This is a genomic window from Streptomyces sp. NPDC085944 (assembly GCF_040686295.1).
Lineage (GTDB): Bacteria > Actinomycetota > Actinomycetes > Streptomycetales > Streptomycetaceae > Streptomyces > Streptomyces salinarius.
This window is the reverse complement of record NZ_JBFBJX010000009.1, coordinates 198,527-219,575: the sequence shown is the minus strand read 5'-3', so window position 1 is coordinate 219,575 and position 21,049 is coordinate 198,527. Positions and strand designations below refer to the sequence as shown.

The 21,049-nt window shown below is 71.8% G+C and carries 19 protein-coding genes; 7 read left to right on the top strand and 12 right to left on the bottom strand.

Features of this window, described 5'->3' with window-relative positions:
* Window positions 1–33: 33 nt before the first annotated feature.
* Window positions 34–816, top strand: coding sequence for a hypothetical protein (locus tag AB0P07_RS20010; RefSeq protein WP_365552330.1), 783 nt, complete (start codon window positions 34–36; stop codon window positions 814–816).
* A 74-nt stretch (window positions 817–890) separates the two neighbouring features.
* Window positions 891–2,198 (top strand): lytic murein transglycosylase, encoded by a 1,308-nt coding sequence (locus tag AB0P07_RS20005; protein WP_365552328.1) that lies wholly within the window; start codon window positions 891–893, stop codon window positions 2,196–2,198.
* A 15-nt stretch (window positions 2,199–2,213) separates the two neighbouring features.
* Here the strand turns inward: AB0P07_RS20005 and AB0P07_RS20000 are convergent, their stop codons facing one another.
* From AB0P07_RS20000 to AB0P07_RS19965, 8 genes are all read right to left on the bottom strand, one after another.
* On the bottom strand, window positions 2,214–3,872 hold the full coding sequence (locus tag AB0P07_RS20000) for a histidinol-phosphate transaminase (RefSeq protein ID WP_365552327.1): 1,659 nt from the start codon (window positions 3,870–3,872) through the stop codon (window positions 2,214–2,216).
* Between the two features lie 140 nt (window positions 3,873–4,012).
* Window positions 4,013–5,161, bottom strand: coding sequence for an aldose epimerase family protein (locus tag AB0P07_RS19995; RefSeq protein ID WP_365552325.1), 1,149 nt, complete (start codon window positions 5,159–5,161; stop codon window positions 4,013–4,015).
* Window positions 5,162–5,374: 213 nt separating this feature from the next.
* The gene (gene mmsB / locus AB0P07_RS19990; RefSeq protein WP_365552323.1) at window positions 5,375–6,619 is read right to left on the bottom strand and encodes a multiple monosaccharide ABC transporter permease; all 1,245 of its coding nucleotides are present in this window, start codon (window positions 6,617–6,619) and stop codon (window positions 5,375–5,377) included.
* Entirely contained in the window at window positions 6,616–8,193 is a 1,578-nt protein-coding gene (mmsA, locus tag AB0P07_RS19985) for a multiple monosaccharide ABC transporter ATP-binding protein (protein ID WP_365552321.1), read from the bottom strand. The genes mmsB and mmsA overlap by 4 nt, the downstream gene beginning before the upstream one ends.
* 32 nt (window positions 8,194–8,225) lie before the next feature.
* Window positions 8,226–9,335, bottom strand: coding sequence for a multiple monosaccharide ABC transporter substrate-binding protein (gene chvE, locus AB0P07_RS19980; protein WP_365552320.1), 1,110 nt, complete (start codon window positions 9,333–9,335; stop codon window positions 8,226–8,228).
* A 95-nt stretch (window positions 9,336–9,430) separates the two neighbouring features.
* Window positions 9,431–10,402, bottom strand: a complete 972-nt coding sequence (locus AB0P07_RS19975; RefSeq protein ID WP_365552318.1) for a hypothetical protein — start codon at window positions 10,400–10,402, stop codon at window positions 9,431–9,433.
* Between the two features lie 147 nt (window positions 10,403–10,549).
* On the bottom strand, window positions 10,550–11,566 hold the full coding sequence (locus tag AB0P07_RS19970) for an alcohol dehydrogenase catalytic domain-containing protein (RefSeq protein ID WP_365552316.1): 1,017 nt from the start codon (window positions 11,564–11,566) through the stop codon (window positions 10,550–10,552).
* Window positions 11,563–12,729 carry a mandelate racemase/muconate lactonizing enzyme family protein gene (locus tag AB0P07_RS19965; protein ID WP_365552314.1) on the bottom strand — a complete coding sequence of 389 codons (1,167 nt, stop codon included), beginning with the start codon at window positions 12,727–12,729 and terminating at the stop codon, window positions 11,563–11,565. The genes AB0P07_RS19970 and AB0P07_RS19965 overlap by 4 nt, the downstream gene beginning before the upstream one ends.
* Before the next feature lie 214 nt (window positions 12,730–12,943).
* Between AB0P07_RS19965 and AB0P07_RS19960 the strand changes: the two genes are divergently transcribed.
* Window positions 12,944–13,711: a hypothetical protein gene (locus AB0P07_RS19960; RefSeq protein ID WP_365552312.1), complete on the top strand. Its 768-nt coding sequence runs from the start codon at window positions 12,944–12,946 to the stop codon at window positions 13,709–13,711.
* Window positions 13,712–13,848: 137 nt separating this feature from the next.
* On the opposite strand, the gene AB0P07_RS19955 is transcribed toward AB0P07_RS19960, so the two are convergent.
* Window positions 13,849–14,292 carry a MarR family transcriptional regulator gene (locus AB0P07_RS19955; RefSeq protein ID WP_061444961.1) on the bottom strand — a complete coding sequence of 148 codons (444 nt, stop codon included), beginning with the start codon at window positions 14,290–14,292 and terminating at the stop codon, window positions 13,849–13,851.
* Between the two features lie 126 nt (window positions 14,293–14,418).
* Between AB0P07_RS19955 and AB0P07_RS19950 the strand changes: the two genes are divergently transcribed.
* The 3 genes from AB0P07_RS19950 (at window position 14,419) to AB0P07_RS19940 (ending at window position 16,842) form a co-directional block, all read left to right on the top strand.
* A complete protein-coding gene (locus AB0P07_RS19950) occupies window positions 14,419–15,441 on the top strand; it encodes an NADP-dependent oxidoreductase (RefSeq protein WP_365552309.1) in 1,023 nt (340 codons plus the stop codon).
* Between the two features lie 116 nt (window positions 15,442–15,557).
* Window positions 15,558–15,977, top strand: coding sequence for an organic hydroperoxide resistance protein (locus AB0P07_RS19945; protein ID WP_365552307.1), 420 nt, complete (start codon window positions 15,558–15,560; stop codon window positions 15,975–15,977).
* A 40-nt stretch (window positions 15,978–16,017) separates the two neighbouring features.
* Complete coding sequence (locus tag AB0P07_RS19940) at window positions 16,018–16,842, top strand: EI24 domain-containing protein (RefSeq protein WP_365552306.1); 825 nt, start codon at window positions 16,018–16,020, stop codon at window positions 16,840–16,842.
* On the opposite strand, the gene AB0P07_RS19935 is transcribed toward AB0P07_RS19940, so the two are convergent.
* From AB0P07_RS19935 to AB0P07_RS19925, 3 genes are all read right to left on the bottom strand, one after another.
* The gene (locus AB0P07_RS19935) at window positions 16,814–18,106 is read right to left on the bottom strand and encodes a pyroglutamyl peptidase (protein WP_365552304.1); all 1,293 of its coding nucleotides are present in this window, start codon (window positions 18,104–18,106) and stop codon (window positions 16,814–16,816) included. The two genes, AB0P07_RS19940 and AB0P07_RS19935, sit on opposite strands and share 29 nt — an antisense overlap.
* Before the next feature lie 263 nt (window positions 18,107–18,369).
* Window positions 18,370–19,341, bottom strand: a complete 972-nt coding sequence (locus AB0P07_RS19930; RefSeq protein WP_365552302.1) for an aldose epimerase family protein — start codon at window positions 19,339–19,341, stop codon at window positions 18,370–18,372.
* Between the two features lie 37 nt (window positions 19,342–19,378).
* Complete coding sequence (locus AB0P07_RS19925; RefSeq protein ID WP_365552300.1) at window positions 19,379–20,293, bottom strand: SGNH/GDSL hydrolase family protein; 915 nt, start codon at window positions 20,291–20,293, stop codon at window positions 19,379–19,381.
* A gap of 256 nt (window positions 20,294–20,549) precedes the next feature.
* On the opposite strand from AB0P07_RS19925, the gene AB0P07_RS19920 reads away from it, so the two are divergent.
* Window positions 20,550–21,044: a DUF3145 domain-containing protein gene (locus tag AB0P07_RS19920; RefSeq protein ID WP_256112596.1), complete on the top strand. Its 495-nt coding sequence runs from the start codon at window positions 20,550–20,552 to the stop codon at window positions 21,042–21,044.
* The last annotated feature ends 5 nt before the right edge of the window (window positions 21,045–21,049 follow it).

Below are 21,049 nucleotides of genomic sequence, written 5' to 3'. Positions count from 1 at the left end.
GCGAGCCGGCCGCAGCGAGGAGGACAGCGCACCATGTCGACGACCCGTCACCACATCAACCGCCAGCGGCGCCGCCAGGCCCGCGAGACCCGGCCCGCCGCCTCCGTCGCGCGCCCGGAACGCACCGAGGGCGCCGAGCGCCCGGCGGCCCGGGCCCGCACACACGGCGCCACGGCCGTCCTGGAGCCCGCGGCGGCCGCCACCGCCGGCCCGCCCACGACCGGGGACGAGCCGAAGGCGCCCCGCCGGGGCCGTCTCCGTCCCCCGCTCCTCGTACTCCTCTGCGCGCTGACGGTGCTCCTCGGCGGCTTCGCGGGCTGGGCGCACGCCAGGGCCGAAGGGCTCAGGTCCGAGCCCGCGCGGAGCAACACCGCACTGACCGACCTCGCCCGCACCAGCGAGATCAAGGGACAGGTGACCAAGGCCGTCGACCGGCTCTTCTCCTACGACCACACCGACCCCGGAGCCCTCGACAAGGCGGCGAAGGACCTGCTGACCGGCAAGGCCGCCGACCAGCACCGGGAACTGCTCGCCGACGTCCGCGAACGGGCCGACGCGCAGAAGGCCGTGATCACCACGACGGTCACCGACAGCGCGGTCGAGCGGATCGACGGCGACCGGGCCCGGGTCCTCGTCTACGCGGACCAGAGCAGCGTCGCCACCGGCGGCAAGAAGAGCAAGGCGGGCGAGCAGAGCACGGCGGGCGAGCAGACCGCGCAGGACGAGGGCGTGTACGCGGCGGCCATGCTCGCCGTCGACGTCGTGCACCGCGACGGACGCTGGCTGGTCTCCGCCCTCGACACCTTCGGCCGCTGACGGCCGCCCGTGTCCCCGACCCCGACCCTCCTCCCGCCCCCGGATCTCCGACGGACCCGACAGGAGTGACGACCGTGCCCGTACACCGCGCCCGACGCCTGTACCGCGGGCGGACCCGCAAGGGACTGCGCACGACCGCGCTCGCGGTGGCGGCCATGGCGGCCCTCACCGCCTCCCAGGCCCCCGGCCTCACCCGGGACGCGAAGGACACCCACGCCGCACCGGCGGCCGACGACCCGATCGTGCCGACGGCGGGCGGCCCCCTCACCGAGCCGGCCCCGCCCGGCGACGGCTCCTACCACACCGAACTCCCGCCCCTGACGACGAGCGACGGCGGACCGGTCGCCCCCGGAACCGTGCGGGACCAGGTCCGCGTCCAGTCGGGCATCCCGGCCACCGTGCTGCGCGCCTACCGCGCCGCCGAGACGGCCGTCGGCCGGACGGACCCCGGCTGCCGGCTGCCCTGGGAACTGCTCGCGGCGATCGGCAGGGTGGAGTCCGGCCAGGCACGCGGCGGCGCGGTCGACCGGAACGGCACGACCCTGAGCCGTATCACCGGACCGCCCCTCAACGGGAAGGGATTCGCCCTCATCCGGGACACGGACGGCGGGGCCCACGACGGCGACACGGTCTACGACCGGGCGGTGGGCCCGATGCAGTTCCTGCCGTCCACCTGGGCCCGCTGGGGCGCGGACGGCAACGGCGACGGTCGCGCCGACCCGAACAACGTCTTCGACGCCGCCCTCGCGGCCGGGCACTACCTCTGCGCCGGCGACCGGGACCTGGACCGGGCGGCGGACCTGGACCGGGCGATCCTCAGCTACAACAACTCCCGCACCTACCTGGAGACGGTCAGGTACTGGCTCGAGTTCTACCGGCGGGGAGTCCACACCGTCCCGGACGGCGAGGGTGTCGTACCGAAGAGCCCCGGCGCGGGCGGCGGCACCCCGGCGACCGAGCCCGTCGACGGCGCGGGCGGCGGCAGTGGCGGTACGGGAGGCACCGGAGGCGGACCCGGGAGCGGGGGCCCCGGCGGAGGCGCGGACGACGGCATCGTCATCGGCCCGGACCCGACCCCCACCGTGCCGGACGGCGGCCCGGGACCGTCCCCGTCCCGTCCCCTGCCGTCCACGGCACCGGTCCCGTCCTCCCCGTCGTCGCTGCCCCCGACGAGCGAGGGCCCCTCCCAGCCGCCGACCGAGACCCCCGAGAGCCCCACGGACACCCCGGAACCCTCACCGGACCCGACCCCCACGGACGACTGCTCCACGGGACCGCAGTCCCCGTCCCCCGACCCCACCGCCTCCCCGACGGACCCGCCCTGCCCCACCCCGTCGGGCACGCCCACCGGTTCGTCCGCCTCTACCGGCTCGACCGCATAGGCCGGCCTGCGGGGCTCACCCCGCCCGACCCATCCCCGCCGCGCTCGGCCACCCCGTCGCCGGCACCGACGACAGGCCGTCGGTGCCCCGGACCTGGGCGGCCGTGAGACCACCGCGGGCCGGGACGCCGGGCGGGGTCGGACCGGCGGGCGCCGGATACGCGGCGGCCGGGGCGGGAGCGGTCGCGGGCATGGGCGCCGGCGCGGGCATGGGCTGCCCAACCGGGGCGGGCGCTGGCTGTTGCGGGACCGGTGCCGGGTGGGGGGCCGGCACCGGTCCGGGATACGGCGCCGGCTGGGGGACCGGCGCCGGAGGCGGCACGGTGGCCGCCGCCGGAGCGACGGGCACCGCGGCGGGGAGCGGCATGCCGGTGCCGGTGCCCGCCGGGGGAGGGGCCGGAGCGGCGGCGATCCCCGGGGCACCGGCACCGGCGGTCCGGGCGGTGATCGCGCGCATGCCGGAACCGTTGGTCTCGCTCACCAGGCGGTCTACCGCCGCCGTGCCCGAGCTGTAGCCGGTCCCGGTGGCGGGCCCGGGCACGGCGGCTCCCCTCCCGGCCCCGTAGAGCACCTGTTCCAGGCCGGACACCAGACGACGAACATCGACCTGGGGGCGCACCACGAGACGCAGGAAGCGGCTGGACGAACCGATCTTGTTGCCGCACTCACGGACCAGGATCCGGTGCTCGGTGAGCATGCGGTCCCGGACCGCCGTGCCCTCCGCGCCCACGGGGAGGCGGACGAAGAGGAAGTTGCCCTGGGAGGGATAGACGGTCAGGCCGGGCAGCGCGGACAACTGGGCGGACATCTCCAGGCGGTCGCGCCGCACCTGGTGCAGGCTCCGCGCGTACTCGGGGCCGTGGTCGCGCAGCATGAACACCACGTGCTCCGCGAAGGAGTTGAGGTTCCACTTGGGCAGCATGGAACGCACCCGGCCCGCGAGCGCCGGGTTGGCGACGAGATAGCCGAAGCGGACGCCGTGCAGGCCGAAGTTCTTGCCGAGGCTGCGCAGGACGACGACGTTGGGGCGCAGCATCGCCTCCTGGACCACGCTGGGTTCGGCCTCCGCGTCGGCGAACTCCAGGAAGGACTCGTCGATCACCACCAGGTCCCGGTCGGTCATCGCGTCCATGAACTGCACCAGCGCCTGCTTGTGCAGGTAGCCGCCGTCGGGGTTGTTGGGGTTGCAGACCACCACGGCCCGGGTGCCCCGGGCCCGGACGAACTCGGCGTACCTGGCGAGGTCGAGGGCGAAGCCGCCGGCCTCCTGGAGCGGGAACATGTCGACCCGCTTGCCGGTCTCCAAGGGCTGGTCGGTCCAGCGGCCGAAGGTGGGGACGGGGACGGCGAGGGAATCCCGGACCAGCAGGTGGTCGATCCAGGTGATCAGCTCGGTGGAGCCGTTGCCCATCGCCACGCACTGCGGCGGGAGCTGGAGCAGACCGCACAGTTCGGCGGTGATGGTGTCGGCGCTGCTCGGGTAGTACGTGATGATGTCGCGCAGCCGGCCGGCCAGCTCCTCGAACATCGCCGGGGTGGGGAAGTACGGGTTGCAGGGGATGCAGAAGTCCACCGGTCCCGCGCCCGCCGCCTCGCCGCTCTCCCGCGTCAGCGCCGCCATCGAGGGGCTGTGCGCCGCGGTGCCGCGGAAGAGTGAGGTGACGTTGCCGGACAAGTGGACCTCCGTGAGTGGGCGGCCCGTGCGGGGGACACGGGCCGCCCCTGTATACGGAGGCGGGCGGGGCACCGTTCAACGAGTGTGAAGAAAGTGTGCCCTCGCCCTGCCCCTCGCCCCTCGCCCCGCGCGCCCGTGTCTCAGGCGTCGAAGGAGTGCACCGTCGAAGTCCGGTACGTCTGGCCGGGCCGCAGCACGGTCGACGGGAACGACGGGTGGTTCGGCGAGTCCGGGAAGTGCTGGGTCTCCAGGCACAGGGCGTCGCCCTGGCGGTACAGGGAGCCGCCGGGGCCGGTGAGGGTGCCGTCGAGGAAGTTGCCCGAGTAGAACTGCAGCCCGGGCTGGTCGGTGGCGATGCGCAGGGTGCGGCCCGACGCGTTCTCGCGCAGGGTGGCGATGTGCTCGGGGCGGTCGGTGATGCCCTTGTCGAGCACCCAGTTGTGGTCGAAGCCCTTGGCGGTGACCAGCTGCGGGTGGGCGTCCCGGATGTCCCGGCCGATCGGCTTGGCCCGGCGGAAGTCGAAGGGCGTGCCGGACACCCGCGCCAGCTCGCCGGTGGGGATCAGACCCGCGTCGGTGGGGGTGAAGCGGGAGGCGGCGATCGACAGCTCGTGGTCCTCGATCGTGCCGCTGCCCTCGCCGGCCAGGTTCCAGTAGACGTGGCTGGTGAGGTTGACGACGGTGGCCTTGTCGGTGGTGGCCTCGTAGTCGATGCGCCAGTCGCCGCGCCGGGTGAGGGTGTACGTCACCTTCGCCTTCAGCGTGCCCGGGTAGCCCATCTCGCCGTCGACGCTGGTGTAGTGGAGCACCAGGCCGGTGTCGGAGCCGCGGGTGAACGGCTCGACGTCCCAGACCCGGTAGTCGAAGCCGAGGGCGCCGCCGTGCAGGGAGTTCTCCCCGTCGTTGACGGAGAGCTGGTACTCCTTGCCGTCCAGGGTGAAGCGGCCCTTGGCGATGCGGTTGCCGTACCGTCCGATCAGGGCGCCGAAGTGCGGGCTGCGGGCCACGTAGTCGTCGAGGTTGTCGAAGCCCAGCGAGACGTTGGCGTAGCGGCCCCGGCGGTCCGGGATCTCCAGGGACTGCACGACGCCGCCGTACGACAGCACCTTCATCCGCGTGCCGCCGTTCTCCAGCGACCAGCGGTACACCTTCGTCCCGTCGGCGAGCCTGCCGAAGAGTTCCTTCACCGGTTTCCTGCCTCCCGACGCGTGCGCCGTGCCGCCGACCGCGGTGGCGGCGACTCCGGCCGCTGCCGCCGACGCGATGACCGTTCGTCTGCTCAGTTCCATGTGCGCTCCTTGACGACGGAGGGAATTGTTCCCGGCATGCACGGTGCGTAGTGGTGCGGTGTCTTTCCGCTGCCCTGCGGGGTCGGTTCGGGCCGGACCGCAGCTTTCGGGCTGGAAGCCTGCTTCTGAGGCGGAGTCACCCGTGCGGCTCCTGTACTTGCCGCAGTCCGGTGAAGGACACCGGGCCCCGCCAGTCGGCGGGGCCCCAGTCCGTTACGAACCGACCCTGCGCTTGTTCCACACGTCGAACCCGACCGCCGCCAGCAGCACCAGGCCCTTGATGACCTGCTGCCAGTCGGTGCCGATACCGACGAGGTTCATGCCGTTGTTCAGCACGCCGAGGACCAGGCCACCGATGATCGCGCCGAGGACCGTGCCCACGCCGCCGCTCATCGACGCGCCGCCGATGAACGAGGCGGCGATGGCTTCGAGTTCGAAGTTGAGACCCGCCTTGGGCGAGGCCGCGTTGAAGCGGGCGGCGAAGACCAGACCCGCCAGGGCCGCGAGCATGCCCATGTTCAGGAAGACCAGGAAGGTGACCTTCTTGTCCTTCACGCCCGACAGCTTGGCCGCGGGCAGGTTGCCGCCGATGGCGTAGATGTGGCGGCCGACGATCGCGTTGCGCATCAGGTAGCCGAAGCCGACGACCAGGACGCCCAGGATGAGCAGCACGATCGGGGCGCCCTTGTAGCTGGCCAGCAGCAGTGTGACCACGAGGACGGCGGCGACCAGCGCGACCAGCTTGAGCACGAAGAGGTTGAGCGGCGGCACGTCGAGGGAGAACTCCTGCTGCCGCTTGCGGTCGCGGACCTCCTGGTACACCACGAACGCGATCAACGCGATGCCCAGCAGCAGGGTGAGGTTGTGGTAGTTGGTGTTCGGGCCGACCTCGGGCAGGAAGCCGTTGGCGATCTTCTGCAGGTCCTTGGGGAACGGGCCGAGGGTCTGGCCCTTGAGGAAGATCTCCGTCAGACCGCGGAAGAGCAGCATGCCCGCGAGGGTCACGATGAACGACGGTATGCCGAGATAGGCGATGAAGAAGCCCTGCACCGAGCCGGCGGCGGCGCCGATGGCCAGGCAGAGGATCACCGCCACCGGCCAGGGCATGTCGTTCCTGACCATCAGGACGGCGGCCGTCGCGCCCACGAAGGCGGTCAGCGATCCCACCGACAGGTCGATGTGGCCCGCGATGATGACGAGCATCATGCCGATCGCGAGGATCAGGATGTAGCTGTTCTGCAGCACCAGGTTGGAGACGTTGCGCGGCAGCAGCAGGTCGCCGTCGGACCACACCGCGAACAGCACCACGATCAGGCCGAGGGCCATCAGCATGCCGTACTGGCGCATGTTGCGGCGCATGCCGTCGAGCATCAGCTGCAGCAGCCCGCCGCCGGAGGCCGAGCCCTCTTTGCCGGGCGGCGCCGGTGCCGGGGTCTTGGCGGTCACGTCCGTGCTCATCGGCTTACCTCTTCGTCCTTCCGGGACTTCTGGTCCTGCTTGTCCTTCGTCATCTGCCGCATCAGCGCTTCCTGCGAGGCCTCGGCCCGCGAGAACTCACCCGTCAGCCGTCCCGCGGCCATCGTGTAGATGCGGTCGCACATGCCGAGCAGCTCGGGCAGCTCGGAGGAGATGAACACGACCGCCTTGCCCTCGGCCGCGAGGCGGTCGATGACCGTGTAGATCTCGTACTTGGCGCCCACGTCGATGCCGCGGGTGGGTTCGTCCAGGATCAGCACCTCGGGACCCGCGAAGATCCACTTGCTCAGGACGACCTTCTGCTGGTTGCCGCCGGACAGCTTGCCGACCGGTTCGAAGACGGTCGGCGCCTTGATGTTCATCGACTTGCGGTAGTCCTCGGCGACCTGCCGCTCACCGTGCTCGTCGACCACGCCCCGCTTGGAGACCTTGCCCAGCGCGGTCAGCGAGATGTTCCGGTTGATGGTGTCGATGAGGTTGAGGCCGTAGTGCTTGCGGTCCTCGGTGACGTAGGCGATCCCGTGCCCGACGGCCTCCGGGACGGTCTTCGTGCGGATCTCCCTGCCGTCCCTGAGGACCGTGCCGCCCGCGTGACGGCCGTAGGTGCGGCCGAAGACGCTCATCGCCAGCTCGGTGCGGCCGGCGCCCATGAGTCCGGCGATGCCGACGATCTCGCCGCGCCGGACCTCGATCGAGACGTCGTCGACGACCTTGCGCTGCTGGTCGATGGGGTGGTGCACGGTCCAGTTGCGGATCTCCAGGGCCGGCGCCGCGCCCTCCTCGGGCTGGTGCGGGGTCCGGTCCGGGAAGCGGTTCTCCAGGTCGCGGCCGACCATGCCGCTGATGATCCGGTCCTCGGTCGTTTCGGCCGCCTTCACGTCGAGCGTCTCGATGGAGCGGCCGTCGCGGATGATGGTGACCGAGTCGGCGACCTTGCGGATCTCGTTGAGCTTGTGCGAGATGATGATCGAGGTGATGCCCTGTTCCTTCAACTGGAGGATCAGGTCGAGGAGTTTGCCGCTGTCCTCGTCGTTGAGCGCCGCCGTCGGTTCGTCGAGGATGAGCAGCTTCACCTTCTTGGAGAGCGCCTTGGCGATCTCCACCAGCTGCTGCTTGCCCACGCCGATGTCGGCGACGCGGGTCTCGGGGTGCTCGTCGAGACCGACCCGGCGCAGCAGTTCGGCGGCGTGCTTGAGGGTGTCGTTCCAGTTGATCAGTCCGCGCTTGGCGTGCTCGTTGCCGAGGAAGATGTTCTCCGCGATGGACAGATACGGCACCAGCGCAAGCTCCTGGTGGATGATCACGATGCCGTGCTGTTCGCTCGCCCGGATGTCCTTGAACCGGCAGGTCTCGCCCTCGAAGAGGATGTCCCCCTCGTAACTGCCGTGCGGATGGACGCCGGAGAGCACCTTCATCAGGGTGGACTTGCCGGCTCCGTTCTCCCCGCAGATGGCGTGGACCTCGCCCTGGCGAACGGTCAGCGTGACGTCCGACAGCGCTTTGACACCGGGAAAGGTCTTGACGATCGAGCGCATTTCCAGGACGGGTCCCGCCATGGTCGTGCCTTCCAATCCTTGGTGGGGCCCGGTCAGTTCAGCTGGTCCGCGGTGTAGTAGCCGCCGTCGACCAGGACCTTCTCGTAGTTGGACTTGTCGACGCTGACCGGCTGCAGCAGGTAGGCGGGGACGACCTTGGAGCCGTTGTCGTACGACTTGGTGTCGTTGACCTCGGGCTTCTTGTCGTTCAGCACCGCGTCGACCATGTTCGCGGCGACCTTGGCCAGCTCGCGCAGGTCCTTGAAGACGGTCTGGGTCTGCTGGCCCGCCTTGATCGACTTCACCGAGGCGATCTCGGCGTCCTGGCCGGTGACGACGGGCATCGGCTTGCTGCCGGAGCCGTAGCCGTCGGACTTCAGGGCGGACAGGATGCCGATGGAGATGCCGTCGTACGGCGAGAGCACCGCGTCCACCTTGGCGCTGCGGTAGCTGGAGGTGAGCAGGTCGTCCATGCGCTTCTGGGCGGTGCCGCCGTCCCAGCGCAGGGTGGTGACCTGGTTGAGGTCGGTCTGCTTGGACCGCACGACCAGCTGGCCCTTGTCCATGTACGGCTTCAGGACCTTCATCGCGCCGTTGAAGAAGTACCGGGTGTTGTTGTCGTCGTTGGAGCCGGCGAACAGCTCGATGTTGAAGGGGCCCTTCTTGCCGGCCTTCAGACCGAGCTTGTCGACGATGTAGCCGCCCTGCAGTTCGCCGACCTTCTCGTTGTCGAAGGAGGCGTAGTAGTCGACGTTCTCCGTGCCGAGGATCAGCCGGTCGTAGGAGATGACCGGGATGTCGGCGTCCGCGGCCTGCTGCATGACGTTGCCGAGGGACTTGTTGTCGATCGCGGCCACGATCAGGGCGTCCACGCCCTGCGTGATCATGTTCTCGATCTGGGAGACCTGTTGGTCCGGGTCGTCCTCGCCGAAGACCAGCTTGGTCTCGAAGCCCTTGGCCTTGAGTTCCTTCTCGACGTTGGCGCCGTCGGTGATCCAGCGCTCGGAGGACTTGGTCGGCATCGCGATGCCGACGGTGGCGCCGTCGCTGCCTGACTTGTCCTCCTCGCTGCCGCCCTCGCTGTTCTGGCCGCAGGCGGTCAGCGTGAGGGCGAGCGAGGCGGCGGAGGCTATGGCGGCGAGTGCGGCTCTGCGGTTGCGCATGGTCATCATCCTTGAGGTGAGGGCTGGATCGGCGACGCAGGTGTGTGGGATTGTGCGCGGTCATGTCGTCTTTTGTGAAGGGAGTTTCCGGAACGTTATGACGAGATCTCGAACCGGTTGAGCGTCCCCGGCAGCCGGGTGCCGAGCGGCGCCATGTCCCCGTCCGCCCCGTGCCGGGCGAGCAGGTCGAGGGCGAGGCGGCCGCGCCGCACCCGCTCCCTTGCGGTGGCCAGCGTCAGTTCCCGCAGGTGGTGGCCGTACGGATAGATCCCGGGCGCCTTGGACAGGCCGAACTTCAGATACAGCGGGGCGCCGCGCCGGATCAGCTCGGCGACCTCGTACATCCGGACATAGCCGCCGAGGTCGTCGGGAGCCTCGATGTACATGTCCATCGGGGCGGCCGAAACCCGCCGTATTTCGGTCAGGTGATCCGGCGTCAGGTCGCTGGGCACGTTGATGGAGTCGGCGCCGAGGCGCTCGTACACCGCGTACGAGGCCGGGTTGACCGGTCCGACGAGCGCGGAGAGCTTGAGCGTGGTGTCGGCGGGGAGGAGGCCGGCCGCGCGGGCCCGGTGCAGCGTCCACAGCACGCCTTCGTCGGCGACCAGCAGGCACTTGACGCCCAACTCGCAGGCCCGTACGGCGTCTTCGACGCACCCGGCGACCGCGGCGTGACCGCGTGCCCGAAGGCCCGCGCCGCCCGAGTCGGTCCGGGTGGAGCCGCCGATGTCCCAGGTGCCGCGCGGGCCGGTGAACAGGCAGAGCTCGATGTCGCGTTCGGCGGTGGCCTCGACCATCTCGGTGATCTCGGCGTCGGTCAGCATCCACACGCCGCTGCCCTGGCTGATCCGGTGGATCGGCACGTCCAGCCGCGAGGACTCCTTGAGCACCACCGCCAGCGCCTCCGGCCCCTCGCAGGAGGGGATCTCGGTGCGCCAGCGGCCACCGCCCGGGAAGGAGTGCGGCGAGGCGTCGGCGGGATCGGGGGCGGGCGCGGCCAGGCCGAGGGCGGCGAGCGCCTGCTCACCGGGCCTGCGTGCGGCGGCCGTGGCGGAAGGGTCGGTCACAAGCTGTCCTTAGTGTTCGATATGTCGGACGAAGTTCGCGGCGGCGGGTGTGCGGGGCTGCGGGGCCGGGGCCGGGGAGAGCCGTCCGGTCCGCCGGGTGTACGCCGGTGCGGAGGCCGTCAGGGCGCCCCCGCACCGGCGTACGGCTCAGGGGCCGACGTCCGGGTGCAGCAGCACCTTTCCGACCTTCGGGTCGCCGGAGCCCACCAGCTCGATGGCCTCCGAGAACTCCGTGAGCGGCAGTTCGTGCGTCACCAGCGGCCGCGGATCGAGCAGACCGGCCGCGAAGACCCGCACCGTGTGCGCCCAGGCGTCCGGCGGCGCCCCGAAGACGGTGTGCACCTCCAGCTGCCGCACGACCAGGTCGGTCGGGTCGAGACCGTCGGCGCCCGGCGCCGGGATGCCGGTCAGCACCAGCCGGCCGCCCCGGCGCAGCAGCGCGGCGGCGGTGCGGGCGGCGTCCGCGGACCCGGCGGTCTCGATCACGACGTCGAAGTCGTCCGTCAGCGGCCGGTCCTTGGTGCGGAAGCCGGTCGCGCCGAACCGCCGCGACAGCGCCTCCCGGTCCCCGCGCGTCCCGACGACCAGCAGCTCGGCCGGGGACGCGGCGCGCAGGAACTGCACGGCGAACATGCCGAGCGTGCCCGTACCGACGACGGCGACCCGCTCACCGGGCCGGGCGTTCGCCTTCAGCGCGGCGGCGGCGATGCAGGCCGCCGGCTCCAGCAGCGCCGCTCCGGTGAGGTCGGCGTCGTCGGGCAGCACGTGCAGCAGCCGGGCGGGCAGGGTCAGCGTCGGGGCCATGGCGCCGGGCTGGGTGAACCCGGTCTCCTCGTACCCGGCGGTGCACAGCGTCGTCTCGCCCGCGTGGCAGCGGTCGCACACCTGGCAGTTGCGGAAGCCCTCGCCCACCACCTTCCGGCCGACGAGCGAGCCCGGCGCCCCGGCGCCGACCCGTTCCACGGTCCCGGACCACTCGTGCCCGGGGGTGAGCGGGTAACGCACGTACCCCTCGGGCCGGTTGCCCTGGTAGACCTCGCGGTCGCTGCCGCAGATCCCGGCGGCGTGCACCCGCACCAGCGCCTCGCCGGGGCCGGGTTCGCGCGGCTCGTGCGGCACGAGCCGGTGCACCCCCGGCGCCTCGACGACGACCGCGCCGCTCATGCCCCGGTCCCCTTGGGGGCGCGCTTCTCCCAGCCCTCGGCCCACAGGTCGAACCGCGCCTGCTGCTGCGGGAACTCGGCCGCCGCGTCGGTGTCCAGCTCGACGCCGAGACCGGGCGCGTCGGAGAGGTGGAAGCACCCGTCCTCCGGGTCCACCCGCGGCGCGCCCTTCACGACCTTCTTGATCTCCGCGTCCGCGAAGTCGTTGAAGTGCTCCAGGATCTTGAAGTTCGGGGAGGTGAACCCGACCTGGAGGCTGGCGGCGGTGAGCACGGAGCCGCCGACGTTGTGCGGGGCGACCAGCGTGTAGTGGGTCTCGGCGGTCGCGGCCAGCTTGCGGGTCTCCCAGATGCCGCCGATGTGACCGACGTCGGGCTGGATGACGTCCACCGACTGGTCCTCGAACAGCTCGCGGAACTCGATCCGGTCGTGGATGCGCTCACCGGTGGCGACCGGGATCTCGACCTTCTCGGCGACCTTCTTCAGCGCCCGGAGGTTCTCCGGCGGGACCGGCTCCTCCAGCCAGGCCGGCTTGAACGGCGCGAGTTCGCGCGCGAGCCGGACGGCGGTGGAGGGCGAGAACCGGCCGTGCATCTCCAGCATCAGCTCGGCGTCGGGCCCGATGGCGTCCCGCACGGCCTCGATCAGCGACACGGCGTAGTTCGTCTGCTGCTGGTCCAGCTCGAAGTGCCCGGTGCCGAACGGGTCGATCTTCAGCGCCCGGTACCCGCGCTCCATGACCCCCTGCGCGGCCTTGTGGTAGGCCTCCGGCGTCCGCTCGGTGGTGTACCACCCGTTGGCGTACGCCTTGACCTTGTCGGTGACCTTCCCGCCCAGCAGCTGCCACACGGGGACGCCGAGGGCCTTGCCCTTGATGTCCCAGCACGCCATCTCCACGACGGCGATGCCGGACATCACGATCTCGCCCGCGCGGCCGTAGTCGCCGTACTTCATGCGGCGCACCAGGTCCTCGACAGCGAACGGGTCGGAACCGAGAATGTGGTTGGCCTCGGCCTCCTTCAGGTAGCCGAGGAGGGCGTCGGTGTGGCCCAGCATCCGGGTCTCGCCGACTCCGGTGATGCCCTCGTCGGTGTGCACCTGGACGTAGGTCAGGTTGCGCCACGGCGTCCCGACCACGTGTGTGCTGATTCCGGTGATGCGCACGGCGGCTGCCCTTCGCGTTGTTCGATATTTCGTCACTCGTTCGAAATGCTGGCGTGACAGTAAGGACGGGGTGCTCGGAGTGTCAATGGGTCGGACACATAACGGTTTCGGCAGTTTCGGATCGGGGGAGAGGTCGAGGTCGCGTACTTCCCCACACAACATTCACAGCGACCTCTAGGAACGCGCCCGTCCCGGAACTTAACCTTCCCGCGTCATGGACTACTGCCACCCGTGCCGACGGCACCTCAACGGCGCTCTCGCCTGCCCGGGGTGCGGCACGCCCGCCCACGAACTGCACGCGTCGGACGCCTACCTGACGGTGGGTGAGGAGACCGCGCCGGCGGCGGTGGGCGAGGGCCGCGAGGTGGCGGCGGTCGCCGGGGCGCCGGCCCGGGGCGACCTGCGGGACGACTCCGACGAGGACCCCGGCGAGGACCCCGGCGAAGCCGCTCCCGGCGCCCGTTCCAGCCGTCGCGACCGCAAGGCCGCCGCCCACCGCAGGCGCCGCCGCCGGACCCTGCTCCTCGTCGGGGGCTTCGTCCTGGCCGCCGGGGGACTGAGCCTCGCCGAACTCGGCATGGACGCCCCGCACTCCCCGGACAAGCCGGCCGCGGCGGGCGGCGAGACGACGGACGGCGGCGCGACCCGTGAGGTGGGTGAGGCGTCGGCGATCCCGGCCGACGCCCCCTCGGGGACCACCCCGGCCTCGGCCCCACCGTCCACCGGCGCGTCCGCGTCGACAACGGTGTCGCCGTCCGCGTCGCAGTCCCCGGAGGCGGAGGAGTCGCAGTCGCCGACCGCGTCCGGCGGTCCCGGCGCGTCCCGGGCGCCGGTCCCGAGCGCCACCCCGCCCGCGAACCCGGACCCGTCGTCCCCGGAGTCGCACGACGACCCACCCCCGTCGGCGACCCCCACCCCGCCGGATCAGCCGGACCCGACCCCCACGGAAACCTGCGACCGCTTCCTGTGGTGGTGCACGTAGCCGCTCGCTGGCCGCCTGCAGTCGCCATGCCGCCGCAGCTGCGGGCAGTCGTGCCGCTGGGGCGCCACGGGTGGGCGCAGCGGTACCCCGCAACGCCGAGCTGCGCACCCGCCCCGTGACCGACCGCAACCCCCGGTTCAGTCACCCCGCAGCATCGTCACCAACGCATCCCGCAAAGCCACCCGCTCCGCCTCCGACAGCCCCGCCAGCGGCTCCCGTGCGAACCGGAGCGACTCCCGCAGCCCCCGGGCCACCCGGCGCCCCTCCTCCGTGGCCGCCGCGACCTTGACCCGCCGGTCGCCGGGGTCGGGCCGTCGCTCGACCAGACCCCGCGCCTCCAGCCGGTCCACGATCCCCGTGACGTTCGACGGCTCGCACCTCAGCTTCTGGGCCAGCTTCCGCATCGGCAGCGGCTCCAGCGACAGCAGGCTGAGCAGCTTGGCCTGCGCCCCGGTCAGGGCGCGTTCCGCCGCCGCCTCCTCGTAGTCCGCGTGGAAGCGGGCCACGACCTCGCCGATCAGCTCGACGACTTCGAGGGTGAGAGCGTCGGGTCGGCGCGTCGTGTCGCGTGGTGTGGCCATGGACACCAGGGTACTCATTTGTTTGACAAGGTGAAATGTTCAGCCGCATGGTTGTTTCAGGACATGAAACATTCTCGGCGAGCAGCTCCCGAGGAAGTTCAGAGCAAGCCCCAGGAAAGGCGCCCCATGACCGACTCCCCCGTCCTCCCCGCCGTCAACCGCGAATGGCACCTGGTCACCCGCCCGGTCGGCTGGCCGAGGCCCGAGGACTTCGCGCTCGTCGAGGCGGAGGTCCCCACCCCGCGTGACGGACAGGTGCTGGTGCGCAACCTGTACGTCTCCGTAGACCCGTACATGCGCGGACGCATGAGCGCCGCCAAGTCCTACGCCGCCCCCTACGAGCTGGGCAAGGTCATGCAGGGCGGCGCGGTCGGCGAGGTCGTCGCCTCCCACGCCGAGGGGTTCGCCGTCGGTGACCACGTCCTGCACTTCTTCGGCTGGCGCGAGTACGCCGCCCTGGACGCCGAGAACGCCGTCAAGGTCGACCCGGACGCGGCGCCCCTGTCGACGTACCTCGGCGTGCTCGGCATGACGGGGCTCACCGCCTACGCCGGTCTGCTGCGCACCGCCTCCTTCAAGGAGGGCGACTCCGTCTTCGTCTCCGGCGCCGCGGGTGCCGTCGGCAGCCAGGTCGGGCAGATCGCGAAGCTCAAGGGCGCCTCGCGCGTCATCGGCTCGGCCGGCTCGGACGAGAAGGTCAAGCTGCTCCTCGACGAGTACGGCTTCGACGCCGCCTTCAACTACAAGAACGGCCCGGTGAGCGAGCAGCTGCGCGCCGCCGCCCCGGACGGCGTCGACGTCTACTTCGACAACGTCGGCGGCGACCACCTGGAGGCCGCCATCGGCTCCCTCAACCTCAACGGCCGGATCGCCATCTGCGGCGCGATCTCCGTCTACAACAACACCGAGCCCGCGCCCGGCCCGAAGAACCTCGCCCGGCTCATCCAGACCCGCGGCCGCATCGAGGGCTTCCTGGTCGGCGACCACTACGACCTCCAGCCGCAGTTCGTCGAGGAGGTCGGTCCCTGGGTCCGCTCCGGCGAGCTGAAGTACCGCGAGACGGTCGTCGAGGGCATCGAGAACAACCTGGAGGCGTTCCTCGGCGTCCTGCGCGGCGACAACACCGGAAAGATGATCGTCAAGCTCTGACCCTCGGTGAGGGGAGAGCGGGCTTCACTGGATTTCCGGCATGCGGTAGCGTCTTTCCGAAATCCGTCGTGATCGTGGGCGCGAGTCACGGCGGACCTAGGAGGAAGACACCCGATATGGCCATCCAGCAGTCCGAAGTCCTCTACACCGCCGTCGCCACCGCCGAGAACGGCCGCGACGGCCGGGTCGCCACCGACGACGGCAAGCTCGACGTGGTCGTGAACCCGCCCAAGGAGATGGGCGGCAGCGGCGCCGGCACCAACCCGGAGCAGCTGTTCGCGGCCGGGTACAGCGCCTGCTTCCAGGGCGCGCTCGCCGTCGTGGCCCGCCAGGAGGGCGCCGACGTCTCCGGTTCGACCGTCACCGCGAAGGTCGGCATCGGCAAGAACGACGACGGGTTCGGGATCATCGTCGAGATCTCCGCCGAGATCCCGTCCGTCGACGCCGCGACCGCGCGGTCCCTGGTGGAGAAGGCACACCAGGTCTGCCCGTACTCGAAGGCGACCCGCGGCAACATCACCGTGACGCTCGGCTGACCGGAAACGGGCCTGCGCGCCGGCCGGTAGAGTTCCGCCCATGCGTGATCTCGGGGCGGGGTTCGGTCATCTGCTGAAGGGCCAGCGCTGGGTGGCCCGGCACGGGCGGAGCTACGGCTTCGGCCTCGTCCCGGGCCTGATCACCCTGGTCCTCTACCTGGGCGTGCTGGTCGCGCTCGCGCTGTGGGGCGACGACTTCGTCGGCTGGGCCACCCCCTTCGCCGACGACTGGTCGAGCCCCTGGCTCGGGCTGTTCCGCGGCTTCCTCACCGCCGTGCTGTTCGCCCTCGCCCTGCTGCTGGCCGTGCTCACCTTCACCGCGGTCACCCTGCTGGTCGGCCAGCCCTTCTACGAAGCCCTCTCCGAGCGGGTCGACCGCGACGTCTCCCCGGACGGCACCGCCCCCGAGTCCGACCTGCCGCTCTGGCGCGAGCTGTGGATCTCCGGCCGCGACAGTCTGCGGATCGTCGTCCGCGCCGCGCTCTGGGGCGTGCTGCTCTTCGCGCTCGGCTTCATCCCGGTCGTCGGCCAGACGGTGGTCCCGGTGATCGGCTTCTTCGTCACCGGCTTCTTCCTCACCGAGGAGCTGGCCGCCGTCGCCCTCCAGCGCCGGGGCGTCGAACTGCGCGAGCGCCTCGCCCTGCTGCGCTCCCGCAAGATGCTGGTCTGGGGGTTCGGCACCCCGCTGGGCGTCTCCTTCCTGGTGCCCTTCGTCGCGGTGTTCCTGATGCCCGGCGCGGTGGCCGGCGCCACGCTCCTCGCCCGCGAGCTGCTGGGCGAGGAGACCCGCGACGGCGCCGACGACGCGTTCGAGGGCGGTACGGCCGATGCCGCGGTCAGCCCCGGTCCGGCCCCGCGGCACTGACCGCCACGGCCACGATCGCCCGCGTCTGCGCCACGATGTCCAGCCGGTTGCGCACGAACCCCGGGTCGGTGACCGCGCCCGTCGCCGGATCGGTGTTCCGGGCCCCGAACTGCAGCACCGGGGTGTGCACGTGCCCGCCCGGCAGCGTGCCGCGCAGCCCGAGCCGGTCCCGCAGCAGCGTCGCGCGGTAGGCGATCTCGTTGGACAGGTAGTTCCCGCCGCCGCCCTCGCGCGCCGCCGACCCGGGCGTGGGCCCGTCCGGCCGTACGACCGGCTCCGTGCTGCCCGCCGGGATCTCGGTCACCCTCGTGTTGTCGTACACGGGGAAGCGGCCGGTGTCCGCGGCCGTGATCGCCGCGTACGGCAGTGTGGTCGTCGTCCACTGCGGCTGCGAGGCCGGATCGGCCACCGGGACCGTCTCCGTGCGCGAGACGTTGTCGTTGTCGGGGAAGCCGCCCCGCCAGGCCCCGTTGGTCCGCTCCACGTCGAACCGTCCCACCCGGCCCTGGCTCACGGTGGTGAACAGATCCACCCGCGGCAGGTACGGCCGCAGCGCCCGCTCCACCGCCCCTTCGGCGAAGTCCCGCCAGCGCACCGGGAACACGGCCGTCTCCACCCGCGCGGGACCGTCCGCGGTGTCGATCACCGTGCCGTCCAGGGCGAGCGCGACGGCGCCGGACGGGTTGGAGATCCGGATGTCCCGGTCCAGGGTGAACGGGTCGAAGCCGGTGAGCAGCACCCGTTTCACGCCCTTGCCGGGTCCGCTCCGCGGCAGCCGCAGGTCGGCCTGTCCGCGCGAGGTGCGCTCCAGTTCCGTCAGCAGCGCGGCCCGCTGCCGCTCGCCCAGCCCGAACGTGGGCGCCCAGGTGCGCAGTTCCCGCGTCATCCCGAGCCGTGCCCAGTACAGTGGCCGGTCGTCGTCGCGGCTGAGGTCCCCCTGGGCCGGCCCGCGCCCCTGCGCCCGGTCCACCGCCCGCCGCCACAGCGCCGAGCCCTCGCGCGCCACCAGGGCACGCGCCTCGCGGTAGGAGTCGGCCCGTCCCAGCTTGTGGGCGAACGCCGGTGCCACCGCGGCGAATCCGGAGCGCCGCAGGATCTCCCGGGGCACCTCCCCGTCGAGCCGCCGTTCCTCCACCGTCGGTGCGGGGACGGTGCCGCCCGCCGGGGGTGCCGCCGTCGCCGTGGTGGGGGCGGCGAGTGGGGCGGCGAGTCCCGCCACCAGGGCCAGTCCGAGTACGCCGATCCGAACACGTATGGGTGCCAAGGGAGTCGGGGTCCTTCCGTCGCTGTGGGGTGCGCTGCCGGACGGCGGAAGTATCGCGTGACGGAGGGGGCGTGCGCCATGGCGCGTGGCGACCGACTCGTGGGTGTTTGTGAAGGGTTCGTACGAACTCTTGATCGGATGCCCGATCGTGGACCACCGGATCACCGCGACGGTTACCGTCGGACCCGGGCCGCCCGCGAGCGCGCGCCCCCGGGAGCAGCCCCGGCCCGGAACCTGACGGCCGGGCCGGGGCTCGGCGCTCCCTAGCGCACCGAGAAGCCGTACACCGTCTCCGAGCGGAACATCTCGCCCGGCCGCAGCACCGTGCTCGGGAAACCGGGCCGGTTCGGGGAGTCCGGGAAGTGCTGGGTCTCCAGCGCGACGCCGTCCCCGGGGGCGAAGGGCTCGCCCAGGTGGTCGGCGGTGTAGAGCTGGAGGCCAGGCTCGGTCGTCGCCACCGTGAGCACCCGCCCCGACGCCGGGTCGTACAGCTCGGCGACCTCCTCGGCGGTGTCGGTCACGCCCTTGTCCAGGACGAAGTTGTGGTCGTAGCCCGAGCCGATCTTGCGCGCCCGCCGGAAGTCGAAGCGGGTGTCCGTCACGTCGTCCAGGTTGCCCGTCGGGACCAGGCCGGCGTCGACCGGTGTGATCCGGGAGGCTGCCAGGCGCAGTTCGTGCCCGCCCGCGTGCCCGGAGCCGCTCAGGTTGAAGTAGCTGTGGTTGGTCGGGTTGAGCACGGTGGGCGCGTCCGTGACCGCCTCGTACCCGATCCGCAGCGCCCCCGACCCGTCCAGCGTGTACGTCGCCGACATCTCCAGGCGTCCCGGGAAGCCCTCCTCCCCGTGCGGGCAGACGCGGCTCAGCCGCACGCCGTCCGTGACCGCCGCCACGTCCCACACCCGCTTGTCGAAGCCGCGCTCGCCGCCGTGCAGCACGTTCGGCCCCTCGTTGGGCGTCAGCGCGTACGTCCGCCCGTCCAGCGGGAAACGCCCGCCCGCGATCCGGTTGGCGTACCGCCCGACCAGCGCGCCCAAGTAGGGCTCCGGGTGCCGCAGGTAACCGTCCAGGCCCGCGAACCCCAGCACCACGTCGGCCATGGTCCCGTCCCGGTCGGGGACCTCGGCCGACTGCACGATCCCGCCGTACGACAGAACCCGGACCCGTACGCCGGCCCGCTCCAGGGTCCAGCGGTGCACCGGGGTGCCGTCGGAAAGTGTGCCGAAGAGTTCGCTCATGTGCGGAACTCTAGGACATGCCCAGGTCAGGCCCGTCTCACGGTGTCTCCGCGGTGACCCGGCGGTACGCGATCTCCGCCAGCCGCGCCTGGCCGTCCACACTCGGGTGGAACCAGTCCCAGTGGCTCAACTGGTCGGTGCCGAACCGGTACGCGTGGACCGCGCCCTCGTCGGTGCGGCAGCGCCGGTCCTTCGCACAGACCTCCCGCAGCACCTCGTTGTAGTCCTCCACCCGGTCGCGCACCGTGTTGCGCCGGAGCGTCGCCGCCGAGTCCATGGCGTCCGCGTCGCCCAGCATCGACGGGCACAGGCCCAGCTTCCACACCTGCTTGCCCAGCGCGTTGGTGCGCCCCTGGGACCACAGCCGCTTCAGGTCCGGGATGCTCGACACGTACACCTGCGCCTTGGGAAGCTTCTCGCGCAGGGCGGTCATCGCCTCCTCGAACTGCGCCCGGAAGTCCGCCACCGGCGTCATCGCCGAGGTCGTGGCCCGGCACGCGTCGTTCGCCCCCGCCATCACCGCCACCAGCTCCGGCTTCCGCTTCGCCGCCCGCGTCACCTGGGCGGTCAGGTCCGCCATCCGGGCCCCGGTGACCGCGTAGTTCCAGCTGTGCCCGGCCGCGTCCGCCTTCCCCAGCAGCCGTACGGCCAGCGAGTCCACCTTCGCGCTGCTGCCGGTCGCCCACGACACCTCCGGGCAGTCCGACAGGACGGCGCAGGCGTCGAAGCCGCGCGTGATGGAGTCGCCGACGGCGGCGACCGACTCCGGGCTCGTGTCCCACGCCGGGGCCGTCTTCGCCGGCTTCGAGGCACTGGGAGAGGGGGTGGGGGAGTCGCCCCCCGAGGCGCCGCAGCCCGCCACGCCCAGGACGGTGACGGTCGTCAGCACGGCGAGTGCGGCGCTCGCCCGGCGGCGACCGCACCGCGTCCCCCGGTCCGTCCCTCGGCCCATACGGTCCCACCCCTCGCCTCGTGCCTCCACCGTGCTCAACCCATGACACCGCGCGAGGGTTCCCGAGGGCGGCGATGCAACGCCTCACACCCGTACAAGCGTCCTGCCGGGTGAATGACGGCGGTTTGTCGGCGGCGGGACCGACGGTACGTCACACTCCTTGCCCCGTCGCACGGTAGCCTCGCCATGAACGTGACCCGCCCGGTCACGGCCGTTCCACCCGTTCCGAGATGTCCCGCTCAGCCCGGAGGTTCCGGTGACGACACGTGGAGTCCTGTACGTGCACTCCGCGCCGCGCGCGCTCTGCCCGCACGTCGAGTGGGCCATCGCCGGGGTGCTCGGCACCCGCGTCGGCCTGGACTGGATCCGGCAGCCCGCCGCGCCCGGCACCTGGCGTTCGGAGTTCTCCTGGCAGGGACAGGCCGGCATCGCCTCCAAACTCGCCTCCGCCCTGCGCGGCTGGCAGCTGCTGCGCTTCGAGGTCACGGCGGAACCCTCCGCGGGCGCCGAGGGCGAGCGCTACAGCTGCACTCCCGACCTCGGCATCTTCCACGCGGTCACCGGCATCCACGGCGACATCATGATCCCCGAGGACCGGCTGCGCGCCGCCCTGGTCCGCTCCCAGCGCGGCGAGACCGACCTCGAGTCGGACGTCGCCAAACTCCTCGGCAAGCCCTGGGACGACGAACTGGAACCCTTCCGCCACGCCGGCGAGGGCGCCCCGGTCCGCTGGCTGCACCAGGTGGTGTGACCTCG